The 20,805-nt window shown below is 69.2% G+C and carries 16 protein-coding genes; 8 read left to right on the forward strand and 8 right to left on the reverse strand.

Annotated features, from left to right (window positions below; genetic code table 11):
- Positions 1-160: 160 nt before the first annotated feature.
- Positions 161-823 carry a phasin family protein gene (locus tag JN22_RS25830; RefSeq protein ID WP_085556614.1) on the forward strand — a complete coding sequence of 221 codons (663 nt, stop codon included), beginning with the start codon at positions 161-163 and terminating at the stop codon, positions 821-823.
- A gap of 93 nt (positions 824-916) precedes the next feature.
- On the opposite strand, the gene JN22_RS25835 is transcribed toward JN22_RS25830, so the two are convergent.
- Together JN22_RS25835 and JN22_RS25840 are read right to left on the reverse strand one after the other, a co-directional pair.
- The gene (locus tag JN22_RS25835; protein WP_085556615.1) at positions 917-1,756 is read right to left on the reverse strand and encodes a 23S rRNA (adenine(2030)-N(6))-methyltransferase RlmJ; all 840 of its coding nucleotides are present in this window, start codon (positions 1,754-1,756) and stop codon (positions 917-919) included.
- 72 nt (positions 1,757-1,828) lie between these two features.
- On the reverse strand, positions 1,829-2,419 hold the full coding sequence (locus JN22_RS25840) for a transglycosylase SLT domain-containing protein (protein WP_223677885.1): 591 nt from the start codon (positions 2,417-2,419) through the stop codon (positions 1,829-1,831).
- Positions 2,420-3,033: 614 nt separating this feature from the next.
- Here JN22_RS25840 and JN22_RS25845 point away from each other — a divergent pair.
- Entirely contained in the window at positions 3,034-4,368 is a 1,335-nt protein-coding gene (locus JN22_RS25845) for a tetratricopeptide repeat protein (protein ID WP_085556617.1), read from the forward strand.
- Between the two features lie 25 nt (positions 4,369-4,393).
- Here JN22_RS25845 and JN22_RS25850 read toward each other — a convergent pair whose 3' ends face one another.
- Positions 4,394-5,845, reverse strand: a complete 1,452-nt coding sequence (locus JN22_RS25850) for an alkaline phosphatase D family protein (protein ID WP_085556618.1) — start codon at positions 5,843-5,845, stop codon at positions 4,394-4,396.
- 210 nt (positions 5,846-6,055) lie between these two features.
- Positions 6,056-6,280 (reverse strand): anti-sigma factor family protein, encoded by a 225-nt coding sequence (locus JN22_RS25855; protein WP_085556619.1) that lies wholly within the window; start codon positions 6,278-6,280, stop codon positions 6,056-6,058.
- Between the two features lie 347 nt (positions 6,281-6,627).
- On the opposite strand from JN22_RS25855, the gene JN22_RS25860 reads away from it, so the two are divergent.
- Complete coding sequence (locus tag JN22_RS25860; protein ID WP_085556620.1) at positions 6,628-7,488, forward strand: SDR family oxidoreductase; 861 nt, start codon at positions 6,628-6,630, stop codon at positions 7,486-7,488.
- Between the two features lie 142 nt (positions 7,489-7,630).
- Here the strand turns inward: JN22_RS25860 and JN22_RS25865 are convergent, their stop codons facing one another.
- Entirely contained in the window at positions 7,631-8,104 is a 474-nt protein-coding gene (locus JN22_RS25865) for a sigma-70 family RNA polymerase sigma factor (RefSeq protein WP_085556621.1), read from the reverse strand.
- Positions 8,105-8,574: 470 nt separating this feature from the next.
- A complete protein-coding gene (locus tag JN22_RS25870) occupies positions 8,575-9,063 on the reverse strand; it encodes a GNAT family N-acetyltransferase (protein ID WP_085556622.1) in 489 nt (162 codons plus the stop codon).
- Between the two features lie 198 nt (positions 9,064-9,261).
- On the opposite strand from JN22_RS25870, the gene JN22_RS25875 reads away from it, so the two are divergent.
- The 5 genes from JN22_RS25875 (at position 9,262) to JN22_RS25895 (ending at position 17,071) form a co-directional block, all read left to right on the forward strand.
- Positions 9,262-11,763: a glycogen/starch/alpha-glucan phosphorylase gene (locus JN22_RS25875; RefSeq protein WP_085556623.1), complete on the forward strand. Its 2,502-nt coding sequence runs from the start codon at positions 9,262-9,264 to the stop codon at positions 11,761-11,763.
- Between the two features lie 280 nt (positions 11,764-12,043).
- Positions 12,044-13,081, forward strand: a complete 1,038-nt coding sequence (locus tag JN22_RS25880) for an aspartate-semialdehyde dehydrogenase (RefSeq protein ID WP_085556624.1) — start codon at positions 12,044-12,046, stop codon at positions 13,079-13,081.
- A gap of 143 nt (positions 13,082-13,224) precedes the next feature.
- A complete protein-coding gene (locus tag JN22_RS25885) occupies positions 13,225-14,832 on the forward strand; it encodes a peptide chain release factor 3 (protein WP_085556625.1) in 1,608 nt (535 codons plus the stop codon).
- A gap of 258 nt (positions 14,833-15,090) precedes the next feature.
- Positions 15,091-16,698, forward strand: coding sequence for a sensor histidine kinase (locus JN22_RS25890; RefSeq protein ID WP_085556626.1), 1,608 nt, complete (start codon positions 15,091-15,093; stop codon positions 16,696-16,698).
- Positions 16,691-17,071: a response regulator gene (locus tag JN22_RS25895; RefSeq protein ID WP_085556627.1), complete on the forward strand. Its 381-nt coding sequence runs from the start codon at positions 16,691-16,693 to the stop codon at positions 17,069-17,071. The genes JN22_RS25890 and JN22_RS25895 overlap by 8 nt, the downstream gene beginning before the upstream one ends.
- Positions 17,072-17,078: 7 nt before the next feature.
- Here JN22_RS25895 and JN22_RS25900 read toward each other — a convergent pair whose 3' ends face one another.
- Together JN22_RS25900 and JN22_RS25905 are read right to left on the reverse strand one after the other, a co-directional pair.
- Entirely contained in the window at positions 17,079-17,960 is an 882-nt protein-coding gene (locus JN22_RS25900) for a transglutaminase family protein (RefSeq protein ID WP_085556628.1), read from the reverse strand.
- 46 nt (positions 17,961-18,006) lie between these two features.
- Positions 18,007-20,556, reverse strand: a complete 2,550-nt coding sequence (locus tag JN22_RS25905) for a circularly permuted type 2 ATP-grasp protein (RefSeq protein WP_085556629.1) — start codon at positions 20,554-20,556, stop codon at positions 18,007-18,009.
- Between the last annotated feature and the right edge of the window lie 249 nt (positions 20,557-20,805).

The following is a 20,805-nucleotide window of genomic DNA, read 5'->3' on the forward strand; positions in this document are numbered from 1 at the left end:
ACCCCGAAAGAATGGATATTCTTTTATTACTTTGCGCCATGGATGGTTTTTGATTTGACGTGTTATATCCTCGTCGCGTGTGGCGGTGCAGCATAAAGGTCCACGCGCAATTTTGGGAAGAAACGTCCGAATCGGACGAACCAAAACGAGGAGCATTGGCATGGCCACCGACAAGGATACGCAGACCGCGTTGCGCGAGGCGACGGCACGCACCAGGGGTGCGGTCGACGAAGCGGTGCGGGCCGGCGAGTCCGCAACCCGCCGCGCCGCCGACGCCGCGCGCTCCATGGCCGAGGACAGCGCCGAGGCCGGCCGCCGCGCCGTCGACGAGGGGGCGGAGACCGGCCGCAAAGCGCTCGACGCCGGGGCCGACCTGACCCGGCGCGGGGCCGAAACGGCGCGTGATCTGGCGGGCACCGCCCAGGAGGTCGCGAACCGCACGACCAGCCAGTTCCAGCGGACCTTCGGGCTGTCGAGCGAGGCCCAGGGCGAGGTGATGCATCAGGCGCGCGAGAACATGGATGTCATGGTCAAGTGCGGCAGCGTGCTGGCCGACGGCTTCCAGTCGATCTGGAAGGAATGGATGGGGCTGGCTCAGGAGGTCGCGAGCCGCAACGCCAGCGCGGTCAATTCGCTGATGCGCAGCCGCAGCGTTCCCGATTTCTACGCCACCCAGAGCAGTGTGCTGAAGGAGAATGTCCAGCTCGTGCTGGACCGCAGCGTCAAGGTGTCGGAGCTGTCGGCCCGCACCGCCCACGACGCCATCAGCAAGCTGGCCAACCGCGCCGAGGACGCCGCCAGGGAAACCGGCCGCTGCGTCTGACGGCCGAAGCAAACCGTTTCGAGAGTTCCATCCTGACTTGCCCCCGGCCCGCAAGGGCCGGGGGATTTTGCGTTCCGATGGAGCGGGAAGGGGTCAGCGTTCCGGCACCAGCCAGCTCACCGCCGCTCCGCCGCCGGTGGTGGGAAGCGACTCGTGCAGGGCGGGCAGCATGGCGCGCAGCGTGTCGTCCAGCGTCCAGGGCGGGTTGACGATCAGCAGGCCCGAGCCGTTGAGGCGGAGGTGCGTGTCCTCCGGGTGCCACGTCAGTTCGGCCAGCAGGATCTTCGGGATGCCGGTCTTCTCGACCGCGTCCTGGAACCGCCAGACGGCGGCGCGCTCCTTGATCGGGTACCACAGGGCGTAGATTCCGGTCGGCCAGCGGCGATGCGCGGCGGCCAGCCCCTCGGCCATGCGGGCGAACTCGTCGGGTTGCTCGAAAGGCGGATCAATCAGGACGAGGCCGCGCTTCTCCCTGGGTGGCAGATGCGCCTTGAGCGCGACATAGGCGTCGGTCTGGTGGACGGCGACGCTGCGGTCGCCGGCGAATTCGGCCTTCAGGCTGCGGGCGTCGTCGGGGTGCAGTTCGGCGAGGACCAGCCGGTCCTGGTCGCGCAGGGCATTGCGGGCGATGCAGGGCGATCCCGGATACCAGCGCAGCTGCCCGTCCGGATTCGCCGCCGCCACGCTGCGCAGATAGGGCTCGAGCGCCGGATGCGGGGCGGGGGCGCCGAACAGGCGGCCGATGCCGTCCTCATGCTCGCGGGTCTTCCGCGCGGGCTCCGACCATAGGTCGTAGAGCCCGATGCCGGCGTGGGTGTCGAGCACGCAGAACGGGGCGGGCTTGGCGCGCAGATGGTCGAGGATCAGCGCCAGGACGGCGTGCTTCATCACGTCGGCCGGGTTGCCGGCGTGGAAGATGTGGCGGTAGTTCATGCCGGGGATCTACCCCATCACGGACGCCCGCGCCAGATCCCTCTCAAAGCTTCGAATCCGCGCCGCGGGCGGTCAATCGATGGCCGCGACCTGCTGGGCGTTGCGGAAGCTGCGGCGGGTCTTGGGGGCGACGCTGACCGTGTCGGTGTCCTCGCAGCGCGAGGAGGCCAGCAGCTTGGCGCTTTGCGCGTCCAGCTCGCTCAGATGTTGCCAGATTTTGCAGACATAGGCCTGGGAGCGGTGGCTGGAGCTGCCGTTGTAACGGGCCAGGGCGGTCTTCCAGTTGCCCTCTTCCCCATGGAAACGGACGAGGAGCTGGCCGGCGTAGAACACGTTGTCGCGGGGCTGGACGATCTTCTCGACGGGCTGGAACTGCCCCCGGTGCGACGCCAGCGACAGCTGCATGCAGCCGACATAGGTGTTGGAGCGAAGCTGGCCGCGGTGGTCGCGAAGATGCTTGGCGGCGTCGCCGACGTTGCGGGCGAAGTAGGAGCGGCCTTGCAGGCTCATGGCGAAGGGGTGGGGAGCGCCGTCCTGGCCGCTCTCGACCAGAGCGATCGCCACCAGCAGGCCGGAGGGGATGTTGAGCTTCTGCTCGGCTTCCACCGCGTGGGTCACGCAGCTTTCCTGTGCCAGGGCCGGCTTCGCTGCCAGCGGGGCCATCAAGAGTCCGGCAGCCAGTGCGCAGCATCCACCCAATGTGGCGCGTACGCGCTGTTTTCGTCCTCGCATCTCCGACCTCCTCTGTCTGGTGCCCCGCCTTGTACGGTGGCTGTTTGACCCCCTGCGCGGGGTCCTTTTTCCGATCGCCGAGTCGCTTACGGCGACCGCCTCCTAACCTGGGTTCGACGCCTCCCAATCGGGCGCCGGGGTGACATTTCCAAAAATTTGATCCATCGTCAACCCACTTGCGCCCTGGTAATACCACACCCTTCGCTCGTCGAATGTCACAGAGGGCGGCGAATCGGCGTGCCTATGCCCTGTGATTCCGGTCATAAGCCTTTGAATTAAGCCGAAACTGCACAATGGGGCATGACCTCTCCGAACGGTTGGGCGAGACCCTACGAAAAAAGGGCTACTGCAACCGCGTGTCGCCGGAATCACACGGCCGGATCATTTTCGGGGCCCCCTTGCGCGGCGCAACATGATCGGGCAATAAGCTGTGCCGCCCCATGACCCGGCTCCAGCCTCGCGAACGCCCCGGACTCGGGCGAGTCGCCGCGAGCCGCCGGGCGGGCGCCCCGTTTCGTTCCCCCGCATCCTTGAGGATCACGCGCGTGTCATCGGACCCGGCCGCCGGCGCTTTCGCCGTGGACATCGACAGCCTGTTTCAACTGGGGTACGACCGCCTCTACGCCGGTGACGCCGACGGTGCGGCCGCCGCCTTCCGCCTGGCGGTCGCCGCCAATCCCGGCAACGGCGAGGCTTGGGCCGCCCTGGCGGAGACGGCCGGCGCCGTTGCGGCCCACGCCCATGCGGTCGCCATCGATCCGCGTTCCTGGACGTGGCGGCTGGGGCTCGCCGAGGCGCTGCGGCTCGCCGGCGCGCTGGACGACTCCGTCGCCCTCTACCGGGTCCTGGCGGAGGAGCGGGCGGATTCGGCGCCGGTCCGTCTCGGCCACGCCCGCGCCCTGCGCGCCGCCGGCCGCGCCGCGGAGGCGCTCGCCGAACATCGGGAGGCCGCCGCGCTGCGCCCCGACGACTCCGAGTCCGCCCTGGAGCTGGCCGAGGCGCTGGTCGCCGCCGGGGACGCCCTCGCCGCGGTGGAGCTGCTGCAACCGCTGTCCCGCCGCGCGCCGGACGACGCGGCGCTGCACCATGCGGTCGGCCGCGCCTGGATCGCCCTGCGCGAACCGGAGAAGGCGCTGAGCGCCCTGCGCCGCGCCCGCGCCCTCGATCCGGAGGACCGGCTGGGCACCGCGCCCCTGATCGCGGCGCTGGAGGCCGGGGAGGGGGCCGATCTGTCCGCCGCCTATGTGCGGGCGCTGTTCGACCGCTACGCCGACCGTTTCGACCAGGATCTGCTGGGCAAGCTCGGTTACGCGGCTCCCGATCTGCTGCGGTCGGCGGTGGACCGGGTGAGCGGATCCGGTGCAAGGGTGGGGGCCGGGGCGATCGGGCCGGCCGCCGGGCCGCGGGTGCTCGATCTCGGCTGCGGCACCGGTCTGGCGGGGGTGAGCTTCCGTCCGCTCGCCGGGTTCCTGGCGGGAGTCGACCTGTCGCCGCGCATGGTCGACAAGGCGCGCGACCGGCGGCTCTACGACGATCTGCGGGTCGGCGACGTGGTGGCCGCGCTCGACGAGGCCCCGGCCGCCTGGGATCTGCTGGTGGCCGCCGACGTGCTGGTCTACATCGGCGACCTCGATCCGGTCTTCCGGGCGGCGGCGCGGGCGCTGGTTCCGGGCGGCCGGTTCGCCGCGACGGTGGAGCGCTCGCCGGAGGACGGCTTCACCCTCGGCCCGGCGCGCCGCTACGCCCACGCCGAGACCTATCTGCGGGCGACGGCCAAGGCGGCCGGCCTGCCGATCCGGCTGATGGAGCCCTGCACCCCGCGCCGGGAAAAGGGCGCCGGCGTGCCGGGGCTGCTGTTCGTGGTCGAACGGCCGCTCTGATCGCCGCGCTTCGGATCGCCGGCATTCAGATCGCCTGGGCGTAGCGCGTCTCGTCCTTTTCGGCGGTCCAGCGGGCGTGCAGCTGCCCCTTGCCGTCGAACGCCAGGGCGAGCCAGCCGCGCTTGGCGACGGTGCGGCGGCCGGTTTCCGCGAAGGCCGGCGTGTCGAGCCCATGGCCCGGCAAAGGCTGTTCCCGCCGCGCCGCCAGCCGCTCCACCGCCTGGGCCAGCCAGCCGGCCGGCGGAGTCGCGGTCAGCGGCGGCCCCAGCAACTGCCAGAGTTCGACGCCGCCGCCGCGCAGCACCGAACGGCCCGCGAAGCCCGAGCCGCCCGACAGGGCGGTGACCCGGCAGCCGGTGCGGCGGGAGAAGTCGGTCAGCGCGCCGATCAGCCGCTCCCATTCGGCGGCATGGTCCCGGCTGCGCCATTGGTCCCCCAGCGACCGGGCCCGTCCGGCCATCCCCGGCAGCCAGGAGGCCAACCGTTCCAGCCCGGCCGTCGCCGGAAACAGCAGGGGCGTTCCGGTCATCAGGATCAGGTGCCGGCAATCCTGGAAACGGTCGAGCCAGTCCGGCAACTGCGCCCAGCTGTGGTCGGACAGGACTCGGCTCCGTGTCCGTTCGGCGCGCGCATCGAGCGCCAGCAGGCCGGTCTCGCCGATGAGGAAGCCCTGGCTCGCCGTTCCGCGGGCGGCGCCCCAGGCGCAGTCGGGCGGCGACTCGGCGAGCGCCCCCATCTGGAACAGCGAGACGTTGCGCCGCGCCGCCATCAGGACGCCGCGCATGACCTTGGTCGCCGCCTCGGCTTCCGGCAGGCGGCCCCAGCCGGTGGCGATGTCGGCGTCGTCCCACATCATGACCGAGGGGATGCTGGCCAGGGTCTGCGCCGTGTCCGCCTGGGCCCATTGGTGCAGGTAGCGCTCGAAGCCGGCGTCGATCAGTTCCTCCGCCATCGCCGGGGAGAAGGGCTGGGCCGCGCGCGCGCGTCCGGACTGGCGGCGCCACGCGGCGAATTGCGGGGAGTCCGCCATCACGGCGTCGCCGTCGATCTGCCCGCCGCCATGCAGCAGAAGATGGTGGCGGTCGGTGGCGTGGCGCGCGAGCAGGTCCCCCCACAGGCCGGGCTCTCCGCCGGTTCCGGTCGTTCCGCCCCCGCAGACGAAGGCGAGGCGCGGGCGCGAGAAGCGGCCCGGAACGACGATGCTCCAGGACGGCCCCTCGGGAAAGCCGTAGGTGACGTCGGTGTCCTGCATCCCGCGCGGCACCGCGAAGTCGAAGCGCCAGACATGGCGCCGCCGCCACTGGGTCAGATGGCGTGGCGGAACGGGCAGGGTGACGCCGTCGACCCGCAGATCCTCCGGCTCGACCTCGCCGTCGAGGACGAACAGGGCGGACAGCCACCAGCGGTCGCGCTGCTCGCCGCGGAAATAAAGAATGGGGCCGAGCAGGATGCTCGGTTCGGCCCGTCTGCGCGCCATGCCCGTCTTCTCATCCGGTTCCGGTCGAGCCCCGGCGCGGTTCCGCCGGCCGGCTTGCCTGGATCCGATAGCCGAACGCGCCGTCCCGCGCATGCGAAAAAGCCGTTCGGGCCTGCGCCGGGTTATAAAAAAGGCGGCCGGAACCGAACCGGTCGCCTTGTCCTGCGTCATTCCGCTCTTCGACGGCGTGGAGCGCGCGCAAGCGCGCCGCTAGCTGTTCCGCTTGCGCAACAGATCGAGCATGCGGGAGGGAACCTCCTCGTCGAGCACGGGGTCGTAGAGCCGGTGAAGCTCCTCGACATGCTGGCGGTGAAGCGACAGCAGCGCCTTGGCGTCGGCATCGCTTTCGACGGCGCTCTCGAACCGCTGGCGCTCCTGGTCGTCCAGGGCGCCGTCCAGATAGGCGTTGATATCGGTCATCGTCACACGCTTCATGTCTGTCGTTCCCGGAGGTCGCCGGGGATCAAGCCCAGGGGACGAAAACAAACCGTACGGCATTCGGCGGTGTTGCCATCCTGCGTGGGCTGGCGGAACGGTGCCTACCTCATCTTATGGTGTGCAACGTGGCCTTCGCCAGTCGGACGAAAGGCTCAGTCCACGCTCTCCCCTTCGACGTTCGGCCCGCGGCATCATCCTTTTCCGTGTCTCTCGCGGAGGGTAACAGCGGTGCGGGAGGGTTGTTCCCAGCCATTTCCACCGGGAACGCCTGGATCCGCCTTCTGTTGTGACGGTGCAACGCATGTTCCGGTCGCCCCATCCGGACCACCGCAAAGGAGAAGGCCATGGCCCAACAAGAGAGCCGCCAACCGCCCCAGCATCAGGACAGCCGCCCCGGCCATGAGGGGCCCATGCACCCCAAGCCATCCGAGACGGCCCCCGGCTACCGCGGCAGCGGCAAGCTGCGCGACAAGGTGGCGCTGATCACCGGCGGCGACAGCGGCATCGGCCGCGCCGTCGCCGTGCTGTACGCCCGCGAGGGCGCCAAAGTCGGCATCCTGTACCTGTGCGAGGACGAGGACGCCGAGGACACCCGCCGTCTCGTGGAGGCGGAGGGGCGTCCCTGCACCCTCCTGCGCGGCGACGCCGGCCAGGAGGAGACCTGCCGCAAGGCGGTGGCGCGGATGATCGAGGAGCATGGCCGCCTCGACATCCTCATCAACAATGCCGCCGAGCAGCACCCGCAGGAGTCGATCGAGGACATCACGGCCGAGCAGCTGGAGCGGACCTTCCGCACCAACGTCTTCGCCCAGTTCCATCTGGTGAAGGCCGCCCTGCCGCACCTGGCCGAGGGGGCCTGCATCATCAACACGGCGTCGGTCACCGCCTACAAGGGCAGCCCGAAGCTGCTGGACTATTCGGCGACCAAGGGGGCCATCGTCGCCTTCACCCGCTCGCTGTCGATGGCGCTGACGGAGCGCGGCATCCGCGTGAACGCGGTGGCGCCCGGCCCGATCTGGACCCCGCTGATCCCCTCGACCTTCACCGCCGAGGAGGTCGCCGAGTTCGGCGGCAACACCCCGATGAAGCGCGCTGGCCAGCCCGACGAGGTGGCGCCGGCCTATGTGTTCCTGGCGTCGAGCGACTCTTCCTACATGTCGGGGCAGGTGCTGCATCCGAACGGCGGCACCGTGGTCAATGGCTGATTCCGGGGCATTCCAGGGCTGATTCCGGGACTGACTCCGGCGCTCGATCCGGCGGATGGCAATGAGCGGGCGAGCATGGAAAAGGCCCCTCCCCCGCGAAGGGGAGGGGCCTCGGGCGAGTCGGGGAAAGGGAAAGGAAGGGTCAGGCGGCCATCAGGTTGTTCAACCGTTCGCGGGCACGGCACAGGCGGGAGCGGATCGTGCCGATCGACACGTTCAGCGTTTCCGCCGCCTCCTGGTAGGGGCGCCCCTCGATGGCGACCAGCTTCACCACCTTGCGCTGGCTGGGGGTGAGGGCGGAAAAGGCGCGGTCGACGTCGCGGAACATCAGCCGCGACATCTGCGCGGCCTCGACCGACATGGCGCCGTCCCACAGCTCCACCTTGGTGACGTGGCGGTCGCGCTGGAGGTTGTTGAAATGCAGATTCTTCAGCATGGTGGTCAGCCACGCCTGCATGTTCGTGCCGGGTTCGAAACGATGCTGACGGGAAAGGGCGCGGGCCAGGCAATCCTGCATCAGGTCCTCCGCCGCGCTGGCGTCGCGGGTCAGTTTGCAGGCGTAGCGTTGCAGGTTGGGCATGCAGCGGATCAGCTCGGATTCGAACGAGTACGCCATGATCGTTATTTCCTCCACAAGGTATGCCGCGTCCCCGTCCGCCGCGCGTCCCGTTCGGAGGCGCGGCGAGGCTGCCGGCCGGGTGGCGCCCGGACGGAGACGACGATTCCCCATCCGGCGCGCGGTTCGGCCGCGGGCCGGTTTCCGGGGAGTGACAAGGCGGTGTCGGGGTCGGTAACGGCGGTTAGAAGGCCCGGCCGATGGAGCCGGAAAGGCGCGCGGAACGAACGGTCGTCATAGGTCCCTCATCGCTCGGCAAGGGGGCGCTTCCGGCGGCGGACCGCTCTGGAGAACGCTCCCGGTGATGATCGCGTTGGTTCATGAACGCGGGGCGATCCGGGTTGTTCCCCGGCCGAGGGCGGAAAGAGCGACTTCGGCGAGGTCGGGCGGCGATTTCGGCCCAACGGCCGCAGAAAGGCTTAACCCTATCGTTATGACAGGGCGCGCGACGGTTGCCGGACCGGAACGATTCAGGCCTCCAGCCGCTTTTCCAGTCGCAACGCCGCCATGTCGTCTTCATAATACTGGAGGTACAGGCCGAACACGCCGTATCCGGTGCGGGTGTAGAGGGCGATGGCCGGGGTGTTGTCGCGCCGCACCTCCAGCCGGATGGCGCGGCAGCCATGGCCCCGCGCCGCGTCCTCCAGCGCCGCCAGCAGGCGGCGGGCGATCCCCAGCCGGCGGCAGCCGGGATCGACGGCGAAGGAGGTCAGGCGGCCGATCCGCGTCCCCGCGTGGAACCCGACGACCCCGTAGCCGGCGACGCGCCCGGCCCGCTCGGCCACCAGGAACGCGCCCTTGGCGTGCGTGATGGCGTAGCGGAAGTTGCGCCGGCTCATCCGGTCGGTCGGGAAGCACAGATCCTCGATGGCCAGCAGCGCCGGAATGTCGCGCAATTCGGCCCGGCGGAACGCAATCGGTGTTGCGGCGCAGTGGACAGGATCGATTTCGTGACGCATCGTTGAGGGGTCGGAAGAGGAGGGCGAGCCATCCTACTCCCTTTGCACCAAAGGGAAAGCGGGCGCTCCGCCGATTCCGGAAAGCAATGCTTAACCAAGCCAATGGACTGTTGTCGTCAGGAAGCGCCGGCCGTGTGATCCACGCCCCCTCGTGATCCTCCCGCTCCCGCTGGCCCAGTCAACGCAGAAGGTCAAGACATGGACGCTCGGTACAAATCCCGTGAAATCGAACGCCGCAGTCTGGATGTCGACGGCCTCAAACGATCATTCCTTGAATGGCTGGTCTATTCGGTCGGCAAGGACGCCCGCGCCGCGACGCGCCGCGACTGGTTCCACACCGTGGCGCTGGCCGTCCGCGACCGTGTCGTCGACCGTTGGATGGACACGACGCGCAGCTATTACCACGAGGATGCCAAGCGTGTTTACTACCTCTCGCTCGAATTCCTGATCGGGCGGCTGCTGACCAACAGCCTGTCCAACCTGGGCATCATCGAGGAGTGCCGGCAGGCGCTCGACCGGCTGGGCCTGTCGATGGACGACGTCACCGATTCCGAACCGGACGCGGCGCTCGGCAACGGCGGCCTCGGCCGTCTCGCCGCCTGCTTCCTCGACAGTATGGCCTCGCAGGGGCTGCCCGGCTACGGCTACGGCATCCGCTACGAGTTCGGCCTGTTCGAGCAGCGCTTCGAGCATGGCTGGCAGGTCGAATACCCGGAACAGTGGCTTCAGTTCGGCAACCCCTGGGAGTTCGCCCGGCCGGAGGTGCTCTACCCGGTCCAGTTCTACGGCCGCGTCGAGGAGTTCCGCGACAGCGTCGGCGAGCGCGCCTACCGCTGGGTCGACGCCGATCGCGTTCTGGCGATGGCCTACGACACGCCGGTGGTCGGCTTCGGCGGCGACACCATCAACACGCTGCGCCTGTGGTCGGCGCGGGCGACGCGCGACTTCAACTTCGGGCACTTCAACGACGGCGCCTACATGAAGGCGGTCGAGCAGAAGATCCTGTCGGAGAATCTCAGCCGCGTCCTCTACCCGAACGACGCGACCGAAACCGGCAAGGAGCTGCGCTTCAAGCAGGAATACTTCTTCACCTCGGCGTCGTTGCAGGACATCCTGCGCCGCTATCTCCAGCACCACACCAGCTTCGACAATCTTCCCAACAAGGCGGCGATCCAGCTCAACGACACCCACCCGGCGATCGGCATCGCCGAGCTGATGCGGCTGCTGGTCGACCAGCACGCGCTGCGCTGGGACGCGGCGTGGGAGATCACGCGGGCGACCTTCGCCTACACCAACCACACCCTGCTGCCGGAGGCGCTGGAAGCCTGGCCGGTGCGGATGGTCGAGCGCGTTCTGCCGCGCCACATGCAGATCATCTACGAGATCAACGCCAAGTTCCTGAACCGCTCCAAGGCGCGGACCTCGGGCGACAACGCCAAGCTGTCGCGCCTGTCGCTGATCGACGAGCGCGGCGACCGCCGCGTGCGCATGGGCAACCTGGCCTTCCTCGGCTCGCACAAGGTCAACGGCGTCTCGGCGCTGCACACCGACCTGATGAAGCAGACGGTCTTCGCCGACTTCCACGAGGAATTCCCCGACCGCATCAACAACAAGACCAACGGCATCACCCCGCGCCGCTGGCTGAAGCAGGCCAACCCGGCCCTGTCGGAGCTGATCACGTCGCGCATCGGCGAGGGCTGGATCTCCGACCTGGAGCAGATCGGGGCGCTCAAGGAGAAGGCCGACGACGTGGTGTTCCGCGAGGAGTTCCGCCGGGCCAAGCGCAAGAACAAGAAGCGGCTGGCCGCCTACATCGCCCGCCAGACCGGCGAGGAGGTGCAGGTCGACAGCATCTTCGACGTGCAGGTCAAGCGCATGCACGAGTACAAGCGCCAGCTTCTCAACGTGCTGCACACGGTGGCGCTCTACAACGAGATGCGCGACAACCCGACCGTCTCCTGGGTGCCGGTCACCAAGATCTTCGCCGGCAAGGCGGCGCCCTCCTACCACATGGCCAAGCTGATCATCAAACTGATCAACGACGTCGCCAAGGTGGTGAACCACGACCCGTCGGTGCACGACAACCTGAAGGTCGTCTATCTGCCCAACTACAACGTCACCGCGGCGGAGATCATCATCCCGGCCGCCGACATCTCCGAGCAGATCTCCACCGCCGGCATGGAGGCGTCGGGCACCGGCAACATGAAGCTGGCGCTGAACGGTGCCTTGACCATCGGCACGCTGGACGGCGCCAACGTCGAGATCCGCGAGCATGTCGGCCCCGACAACATCTTCATCTTCGGCATGACCGCCGACGAGGTGAACGACCTGCGGGTGTCGGGCGGCTTCAACCCGCGCGAGGTCATCGCCTCGAACCCCAGCCTGAAGCGGGCGCTCGACATGATCTCGACCGGCGTCTTCTCGCCGGACGACCGCAACCGCTACCACCCGATCCTCCAGGCGCTGACCGACGGCGGCGACCATTTCCTGGTGACCGCCGACTTCGCCGACTATTGCCGGGCGCAGGAGGCGGCGATGCAGCTCTACCGCGATCCGGAGGAATGGACCCGCAAGGCGATCCTCAACACGGCGAGCATGGGCTGGTTCTCCTCCGACCGCACGGTCAACGAGTACGCCAAGGAGATCTGGGACGTGCATCCGGTCAAGCCGACCCACGAGGGCGACGGCTTCCGGCCGTAACCGGGGCCGGACCGAGATAAATGCGACGACGGCCGCGCGGGCGCTTTACAAGCCCCGCGCGGTCCAGTATGAAGCCTGACCATGATCCGCATCGCCATCACCACCACGACTACGAAAAAAGCGACTCGCTGCGGCGGGCCGTCTCGTGGCGTGTGCTGATCGGACCGATCCGCGCGTATCTTCCACGAGGCAGGCCCCGCCGGACACGGACGGGGCCTCGTCGTATCCGGGGTCTTCGTCCGGTCCAACCACCAGGACCAGACAGGAACGGACCCCGACAATGAGCAGCAACCAAGCCAGCAGCCCCGCCCCCCGCCGCGTCGCCGTCGTCGGCGCCACCGGCGCCGTGGGCCGCGAGATGGTCAGCGTCCTCCACGCCCGCAACTTCCCGGTTTCCGAGATCGCCCTCTTCGCGTCGGAGCGCAGCGCCGGCAAGGTGCAGGACGGCCCCTACGGCCCGCTGACCCTCAAGGCCTTCGACGCCGAGGTGGTGAAGGGCTACGACGTGGTGCTGCTGGCCGTGTCGGGCGATTTCGCCAAGGAGCACGCCAAGACTCTCGCCTCGGCCGGGGCGCTGGTGATCGACAACAGCTCGGCCTTCCGCTACGACGCCGACATCCCGCTGATCGTTCCGGAGATCAACGCCGCCGCCTTCCATGAGGCCTTCCAGGCCGGCAGCCGGCTGATCGCCAACCCGAACTGCACGACGGCCATCGCCGTGGTGGCGCTCGGGCCCCTGCACAAGGCGTTCGGCCTTCGCCGCGTCATCGTCTCGACCTATCAGGCGACCAGCGGCGCCGGCGCCGAGGGCATGGCCGAGCTTGAGGAGCAGACCCGCAACCAGCTCGACGGCAAGCCGGTCACCAACAGCGTGTTCCGCCACCCGATCCCCTTCAACCTGATCCCGCAGATCGACGCCTTCCAGGACAACGGCTACACCAAGGAAGAGATGAAGGTCACCTGGGAGACGCGGAAGATCCTGGATCTGCCCGATCTGGCCCTGAGCTGCACGGCGGTCCGCATCCCGACCTACCGCGCGCATTCGGAGGCCATCACCATCGAGACGCTCCAGCCGGTCACGCCCGACGCCGCCCGCGCGGTGCTGGCCGACGCCGCCGGCGTCAAGGTGGTGGACGATCCGGCCAACGGCGCCTACCCGATGCCGCTGAACGCCGCCGGCCAGTTCGACGTCGAGGTCGGCCGCATCCGCGGCAACCTCGTCTTCGGCGACCATGGCCTCGACCTCTTCGTCTGCGGCGACCAGCTTCTGAAGGGCGCCGCCCTCAACGCGGTGCAGATCGCCGAGCTGGCGCTCTGATCCGGCGGTGGGCTGAGCCAAGCCTCTGGAAACCGGCGGCTTCGGCTGCTATGTAATGCGACGAGGGCCGATGGGCGTGTTCCGCCTGTCGGCCCTTTTCGCCGTTCGCATCGTTTTTCGCCTCAGTCACGGGACTCTTGCGCATGTCCGAGCTTCAGGACGCCGTCTCCCGCCGTCGGACCTTCGCCATCATCGCGCACCCCGACGCCGGCAAGACCACGCTCACGGAAAAGCTGCTGCTGTTCGGCGGCGCCATCCAGATGGCCGGCGCCGTCAAGGCGCGCGGCGAGCAGCGCCGCGCCAAGTCCGACTGGATGAAGGTGGAGCGCGAACGCGGAATCTCGGTCACCGCCTCGGTGATGACCTTCGATTACGACGGGCGCACCTTCAACCTGCTCGACACGCCGGGCCACGAGGACTTCTCGGAAGACACCTACCGCACGCTGACCGCCGTGGACAGCGCCGTGATGGTGATCGACGGGGCGAAGGGCATCGAATCCCAGACGCTGAAGCTGTTCGAGGTCTGCCGCCTGCGCGACGTGCCGATCATCACCTTCTGCAACAAGATGGACCGCGAGGCCCGCGACCCGTTCGACCTCATCTCGGAGATCGAAAGCTCGCTGGCGCTGGAGGTCACTCCGGCGAGCTGGCCGATCGGCATGGGCCGCGACTTCCTCGGCTGCTACGACCTGATCCGCGACCGGCTGATCCTGATGGACCGCAGCAAGGGCGACGAGATCGACGAGGGCATCGAGTGCAACGGCCTCGACGACCCGCGCCTCGACGAGCTGCTGCCGGCCCACGCCGCCGCCAAGCTGCGCGAGGAGGTCGAGATGGCGCGCGGCCTGATGCCGCCCTTCGATCTGGAGGCCTACCGTGCCGGCCACCTGACGCCGATCTATTTCGGCTCGGCGATCAACAATTTCGGCGTGCGCGAGCTGCTGTCGGGTCTGGCCGAGAACGCGCCGCCGCCGCGCCCGCAGCCGGCCGATCCGCGCACCGTCCAACCGGACGAGGAGAAGATCACCGGCTTCGTGTTCAAGGTCCAGGCCAACATGGACCCCAACCACCGCGACCGCATCGCCTTCGTCCGCCTCTGCTCCGGCCGCTACAAGCGCGGCGCCAAGCTGAAGCATGTCCGCTCGGGCAAGCTGATGGCGGTGAACAACGCCGTGCTGTTCCTGGCCCGCGACCGCGAGGTGGCGGAAGAGGCGTGGCCGGGCGACATCATGGGCATCCCCAACCACGGATCCCTGCGAATCGGCGATACGCTGACCGAGGGCGAGGAACTGCGCTTCACCGGCGTGCCGAGCTTCGCGCCGGAGCTGTTGCAGCGCGTGCGGCCCGACGACCCCATGCGGGTCAAGCATCTGCGCAAGGCGCTGGAGCATTTCGCGGAGGAAGGCGCCTCCCAGGTGTTCAAGCCGCTGACCGGGGCCGACTGGGTGGTCGGCGTGGTCGGTCAGCTCCAGTTCGAGGTGCTCGCCGCCCGCATCGAGGCGGAATACGGACTCCAGGCCCGCTTCGAGGGGGCCGGGCTCGACGCCGCGCGCTGGATCGAGACCGACGACAAGGTCCAGTTGGAGAAGTTCATCGACCTCAACCGCTCGGCTCTGGCGGAGGACCATGACGGCGCTCTGGTGTTCCTGGCCCGCAACGCCTGGCACCTGAACCGTTCGCAGGAGGATTATCCGGCCCTGCGCTTCCTCAAGACGCGCGAACAGAACCGCAAGGTCCACACGGCCGCCTGACGCGCACCGCTCGCGAGCATCGGCGGCTCGATCCCCATGGGCCGCCGCCCTTTTGCGCCCAGCCGGTGATTTGCCGGTCGGCGGGCATGGTCGGGGGTTTGGCTCTATTTCTTTCGATGAGATGAGTGAGCCGATTGGCGTCTTGACGGCGTCAATCCGTTGGTCAAACGTGGCATGGTTTCGGGTTGTTTCGGCTCGAAACCGTCACCTCGATCCGGTGACAAGAGAGCCGGGCCGGGGTAGGGAAGCGAGGTCCGCATGGCGGGAGCACTGGAGTCGGTGTGGGATGCGAGCGAGTTCGTGCCGCACGGTGTGTGCCTGTTGTGGAGACCCGACATACTGGCGCTGCATGTCGGTGCCGACAGCCTGATCGGCCTGTCCTATTTCTCGATTCCGCTGGCCCTGCTCTATTTCGTCCACCGCCGCCGCGACATCGCCTTCGGCTGGGTGGCGGTCCTGTTTGCGCTCTTCATCCTCGCCTGCGGCACCACGCATTTCTTCAACATCTGGACCCTGTGGAACGCCGACTACGTCACCGAGGCGGCGATCAAGGGCTTCACCGCGCTGGTCTCGCTGCTGACGGCGGTGACGCTGTGGCTGCTGATGCCGCGCCTGCTGGCCCTGCCCAGCCCGCGCCAGATGGCCGAGGCCAACGAGGCGCTCCAGCGCGAGATCGAGATCCGCCGGCAGGCCGAGCAGCGCTATTCCGGCTTCTTCAACAATCTGGGCGAGGCGCTGTTCATCGTCTCGGTGCGGCCCGACGGGCAGTTCGTCTACGACGCGATCAACCCGGCGCTGGCGCGGGCGACCGGGCTCGATCCGGAGCGCCTGCGCGGCCGGCTCGTCACCGAGGCGCTGGCTCCGTCCCTGGCCGGGGACATCCTTCCCCGCTACACCGAGTGCCGCGACGGCGGCGTCCCGGTCGATTACGAGGAGACGCTGGATCTGCCGGCCGGCCGCCGGGTCTTCCACACGGTTCTGGTGCCGGTGCGCGACGCGGACGGGCGGGTCGCCCAGATTCTCGGCAGCGGCCGCGACATCACCGAGCGCAAGCGCTTCCAGGAGGAGCTGGTCCAGACCACCAAGATGGCGACGCTCGGCACGCTGGCGGCCGGCATGGCGCACGAGATGAGCCAGCCGCTCAACGTCATCCGCCTGTGGGTCGAGAACGCCCTCGACCGGCTGCGCGCGGGCGCCACCGACCCGGTCCGGCTGGAGCGGACCATGACGCTGGTGATCGAGCAGACCGAGCGGATGGGCAAGCTGATCGACCATGTCCGTGCCTTCGGGCGGCGCGACGGCGGCGGGCAGTGCGACTTCACGCCGGCCGGCAGCGTCCGCAGCGCCGTCGATCTGGTCCGCCACCAGTATGGGCTGGAGAACATCGACCTGCGCGAGGAGCTGCCCCCGGAATCCGGGACGGGTGGAGCGTCGGAGCTGGTGGTGCGCGGCCGTCCCTTGCAGCTCGAACAGGTGGTTCTCAACCTGCTCGCCAACGCGCGCGACGCCGTTCTGGCGCGGCGGGCGGCGGACGGCGAGGGAGGCGGTGGGCCGGCCGGCCGCATCGAGGTGGCGGTGCGCGACGACGCGACGTTGGGCGTCGCCGTCATCCAGGTGACCGACGATGGCGGCGGCATCGACCCGGCGATATTGCCGCGCATCTTCGATCCCTTCTTTACGACCAAGGATGTAGGAAAGGGATCGGGGCTTGGCTTGTCGATCGGTTATGGCATCATCGATTCGATGAATGGCCGCATCGAGGCGGTCAATGTGGAGCTGGACGGTGGCCGCCGTGGCGTGCGCTTCACGATCACGCTGCCGGTTCAGCCGCTCGCCCCCCAGGATCGGGAGCTGTCGCATGCCTGACCCCTTCCACATCCTGGTCGCCGAGGACGAGGCCCTGGCCGCGATGGCCCTGGAGGATTTCCTGTCGATCAAGGGCTTCCGCGTGACACTGGCCGGGGACGGAATCGAGGCGATGGAGCGCTACGCCGAGGATCCGGCCGACGCGCTGATCACCGACCTGCGGATGCCGCGCATGGACGGGCACGCGCTGATCCGCGAGATGCGGGCGCGCCATGTCACGCTGCCGGTGCTGGTGATGACCGGCTTCCTGACCCAGGACACCGACCTGACGGACGAGCGCTGGAAGCCGCTGGAGATCCTCAGCAAGCCGGTCAACCCGCAGACGATCCTGGAGACGCTGCGGCGCATGCTCGGCGTGCCGCGGACGGCTTGAGCGGCGCTCAGCCCTCCAGCGGCTCCACATCGACGCTGACGGTCAGGCCGTGGCCGACGCCGCCGATCAGCACGCCGCGCGCCGGGCTGACGTCGTCGTAGTCGCGCCCCCAGGCGATGGTGATGAAGTCGCGGTTGGCGATGCAGGCGTTGGTCGGGCAGACGTCGAGCCAGCCGGCCGGGCCGCACCAGACCGAGGCCCAGGCGTGGCTGACGTCGGCGCCGACCAGACGGGGCTGCCCCGGCGGCGGCAGGGTGCGCAGATAGCCCGACACGTAGCGGGCCGGCAGCCCCATCGTGCGGACGCAGCCGACGATGATGTGGGCGAAATCCTGGCAGACGCCGCGCCGCTTGCGCATGACCTCGGCCATCGGCGTGGCGACGGTGGTCGCCGCCGGGTCGAAGGCGAAATCCCTGTTGACCCGCTGCATCAGGTCGACGGCCGCCGCCGCCACCGGCCGTCCTGGGGTGAAGGAGGCGCGGGCGTAGTCCATCAGTTCCGGGCTGGCCTTCACCAGCGCGCTGTCGAAGCAGTATTGCGTGATCTCCGCCCCGTCATCCGGGCCGGACAGGCCGCGCAGGCTGTCGCGGACATGCTCCCAGGATTGCGTCGCGGCGATGTCCAGCGGCGGCTGGTCATGAACCTCGACCTCGCTCTCGGCGATGACGCTGAAGGTCCGGTGCGGCTCCTGCACGGCGACGTAGGTGACGGTGTTGCCGAAATAATCAACCCGGTCGCTGCGCACCGCCGGAGCCGGCTCCACCGTCAGCAGGGCGCGGCGGACCCGCTGGCGCGGGTGCGGCCGGGCGGTCAGATGCAGCAGATGGTGCGAGACCGGCACATCCTCGCCATAGTCGTACGCCGTCTCGTGGCGCACGCGGTAGCGCATGGGGGCCGCCGGGGCGGAACCCTGGGCGGCGGGGGCGGGGGCGGGGTCAGGCCGATCGGGCGAAGGCATGGCTGAAATACGCGTGTGCGAGGAAGTTGGATATGTCCGGCAGCGACATCGCCAGCGTGTCGAGCAGCGTGTGCAGGGCGTCGCTCGACCGCAGGGCCTCCGGCTTGCGCAGGCTGCCGCGCGCGGCGGCGACGATCGACAGGGCGCCGCCGGTCGGGTCGCCGGTGCTGCCGGCGCCGTGGTTGGGCAGGGCGCTGAGATGCCGCTCCAGCGCCGCGAGCTGGAAGGCCAGCGCGCGCGGGTTGCCCTCGTCGGCCAGCAGCAACTCCAGCACCGGGGTGCGCTGCACGCTGGTCAGGTAGCGCGCGCGGTAGGTCATCACGCTCTCGCCAAGCTCCAGCAGGACGGCGAGCGAGGCCGCCTGCACCGCCTCGTCCTGGCGGTCGAGGTCGGCGACGCGGATGCCGCGCAGCACGGCGACCGTGTGCAGGGCCCGCTCGATCCGCCGTCCGATGTCGAGGAAGCGCCAGCCGGGGCCGCGCGTCATGCTCTCCTGCTCCAGCCCGGCGACGGCGGCGAGGCTGGTCATCAGGTCGTCCATGCGCAGCAGCAGGGCGGCGGCGTCGAGGCGGACGCGCGGCGGCTGGGTCTGGCGGTCGATGGTGGAGATGACGCGCCACATGTCCATCGACAGCCGGTCGCGCACCGAATAGGCGGTGCGGTGCAGCCGGAGGACCTGCGAGCGCAGGCTGTTCGGGTGGTCGGGATCGACCACGGCGGAATAGAGCGCGTCGCGCAGGCCGCGCCCGCCGCCCGCCTCGGTGACGCGGGTCATCTCCCAGGGGATCATGCCGGTCGACGCCTGGAGCGTCAGCAGCGGGCGGAGCTGCGCCGAGGCACCCGGCATGTTGCCGTCGGTCAGCCGGCCCTGGGTGGCGCGCAGCAGCCGGACCGTTCCCTCCGACCGTTCGGCATAGCGGCCCAGCCAGTACAACCCGTCGGCGACGCGGCTCGGCAGGTCGCCGGCGGCGGGACGGGCGACGGCGGGCGTCGGTTCGGTGGCGATGGCCGGACGCGGCTGGGCGGGCGCCACCTCCGACCGGCGGGCGGCGAGGATCCAGGTGTCCTTGCTGCCGCCGCCGCGTTGCATCGACACCACCAGCCGGCCGGATTCGCTCGACACGCGGGTCAGGCCGCCGGGCATCACCGTGTAGCCGCCGCTGGGGGTGGCGCACAGGAAGACGCGCAGCACCAGCGGGCGCGGCTGGAGCTTGCCGTCCTGCCAGACCGGGGCGGTGGAGAGCGCCATCTGCTCCTGCGCCACGTAATACCAGGGGCGCTGCCGGATCTTCTCGACCAGCGCCGCCTTCTCGCCGGCCGCCAGGGTGGCGCCGAAGATCGGCTCGAAGGGCAGGGACGGGAAGGCCGGCTTGAGGACCAGCCCGTCGAGATGGTCGATGACGTAGGCGCGCTCGGCGTCGTTGCCGCACCACCAGCTTGCCACGCCGGGCAGCCGCAGCTCCTCGCCCAGCAGATGGCGGCACAGCGTCGGCAGCGACGACTTGATCGCCATCGATTCCATCAGGCCGGAGCCCAGCGCGTTGGCCACCACCACCGTGCCGGCGCGCACCGCCTCGATCAGCCCGGCGACGCCGAGCGAGCTGTCGGCGCGCAGCTCAAGCGGATCGGCGAAGTCGGCGTCGAGCCGCCGCAGGATGACGTCGACCGGCTCCAGCCCCGACAGGGTCTTCAGGAACACCTGCCGGTCGCGCACCGTCAGGTCCGCCCCCTCCACCAGCGTGATGCCGAGGTAGCGGGCGATGTAGACATGCTCGAAATAGGTCTCGTTGTAGGGGCCGGGGGTCAGCAGCACCACGCGCGACCGTTCGCGGCGTGGGCTGATCGACAGCAGCGTCTCCTTCAGCGTGTCGAAGAAGGGGGCGAGCCGCTCGACCTGGCAATGGCGGAAGCTGTCGGGCAGCACCTTCGCCATCACCGCGCGGTTTTCCAGCGTGTAGCCGCTGCCGCTCGGCGCCTGGGTGCGGTCGGACAGCACCCACCAGCGCCCGTCCGGCGCGCGGGCGAGGTCGGCGGCGTAGAAATGCAGATGGACGTCGTTCGGAACGCGGATGCCGTGGACGGCGCGGCGGAATCCCGGATCGGCGTGGATGACCGCCGGGGGCAGCCGGCCGTAGCGGGTCAGGGTCTGCGGGCCGTAGAGGTCGGTCAGGATGGCGTTGAGCAGCGAGGCGCGCTGGATCAGCCCCGATTCGATGGCCTTCCACTCGTGCGCCGGCAGCAGCAGCGGCATCATGTCGAGCGGCCAGGGCCGTTCCATCCCCTTGGGGTCGCCGTAGATGTTGTAGGTGACGCCGTTCTGGTGCAGCAGCCGCCGCGCCTCCTCCCAGCGCACCGCCATCAGGTCGGCGTCGAGGGGGCCGAGCGTGCTCATGAAGGTCTGCCAGTGCGGCCGCAGCCGGCCCTGGCCGGTCACCATCTCGTCATAGACCTGGCCGGAGCCGTAGCCCATGGCGTCGGCCTCGCCGAACAGCGATCCCTGGGCGAAGGGCACCGGTTGCGTTCCCATCAGGGGTGCGTTGGCCGGTGCGGCGGCGGAGGGATCGTACTGGGACAAGGTCGGGACGGTGCTTTTTGCCTATGAAGGAAGCAACAGTGTGAACGTCCCGGCCCGCCGATGCAAGAACGGCGGGCCGGAACGGCTTCCGATGGCGCAATATTCCTTCCGGATCATGCCGCTAGGCCGTTCGTTCAGGAAAGACCGCCGCCGGCGCCGGCTTGCGGCGTACTCCGGCGGCGGTCCCTGGCGGCGGTCCCC

The sequence above is a fragment of the Azospirillum agricola genome (assembly GCF_020005195.1).
In the GTDB taxonomy this organism is placed as follows: Bacteria; Pseudomonadota; Alphaproteobacteria; order Azospirillales; family Azospirillaceae; genus Azospirillum; species Azospirillum agricola.

Coding starts and splice junctions, on each gene's coding strand:
- JN22_RS25830 (WP_085556614.1), top strand. CDS start 161: ATGGCCACCGACAAGGATACGCAGACCGCGTTGCGCGAGGCGACGGCA.
- JN22_RS25835 (WP_085556615.1), bottom strand. CDS start 1,756: ATGAACTACCGCCACATCTTCCACGCCGGCAACCCGGCCGACGTGATG.
- JN22_RS25840 (WP_223677885.1), bottom strand. CDS start 2,419: ATGGCCCCGCTGGCAGCGAAGCCGGCCCTGGCACAGGAAAGCTGCGTG.
- JN22_RS25850 (WP_085556618.1), bottom strand. CDS start 5,845: ATGGCGCGCAGACGGGCCGAACCGAGCATCCTGCTCGGCCCCATTCTT.
- JN22_RS25855 (WP_085556619.1), bottom strand. CDS start 6,280: ATGAAGCGTGTGACGATGACCGATATCAACGCCTATCTGGACGGCGCC.
- JN22_RS25860 (WP_085556620.1), top strand. CDS start 6,628: ATGGCCCAACAAGAGAGCCGCCAACCGCCCCAGCATCAGGACAGCCGC.
- JN22_RS25865 (WP_085556621.1), bottom strand. CDS start 8,104: ATGGCGTACTCGTTCGAATCCGAGCTGATCCGCTGCATGCCCAACCTG.
- JN22_RS25870 (WP_085556622.1), bottom strand. CDS start 9,063: ATGCGTCACGAAATCGATCCTGTCCACTGCGCCGCAACACCGATTGCG.
- JN22_RS25875 (WP_085556623.1), top strand. CDS start 9,262: ATGGACGCTCGGTACAAATCCCGTGAAATCGAACGCCGCAGTCTGGAT.
- JN22_RS25880 (WP_085556624.1), top strand. CDS start 12,044: ATGAGCAGCAACCAAGCCAGCAGCCCCGCCCCCCGCCGCGTCGCCGTC.
- JN22_RS25885 (WP_085556625.1), top strand. CDS start 13,225: ATGTCCGAGCTTCAGGACGCCGTCTCCCGCCGTCGGACCTTCGCCATC.
- JN22_RS25890 (WP_085556626.1), top strand. CDS start 15,091: ATGGCGGGAGCACTGGAGTCGGTGTGGGATGCGAGCGAGTTCGTGCCG.
- JN22_RS25895 (WP_085556627.1), top strand. CDS start 16,691: ATGCCTGACCCCTTCCACATCCTGGTCGCCGAGGACGAGGCCCTGGCC.
- JN22_RS25900 (WP_085556628.1), bottom strand. CDS start 17,960: ATGCGCTACCGCGTGCGCCACGAGACGGCGTACGACTATGGCGAGGAT.
- JN22_RS25905 (WP_085556629.1), bottom strand. CDS start 20,556: ATGGGAACGCAACCGGTGCCCTTCGCCCAGGGATCGCTGTTCGGCGAG.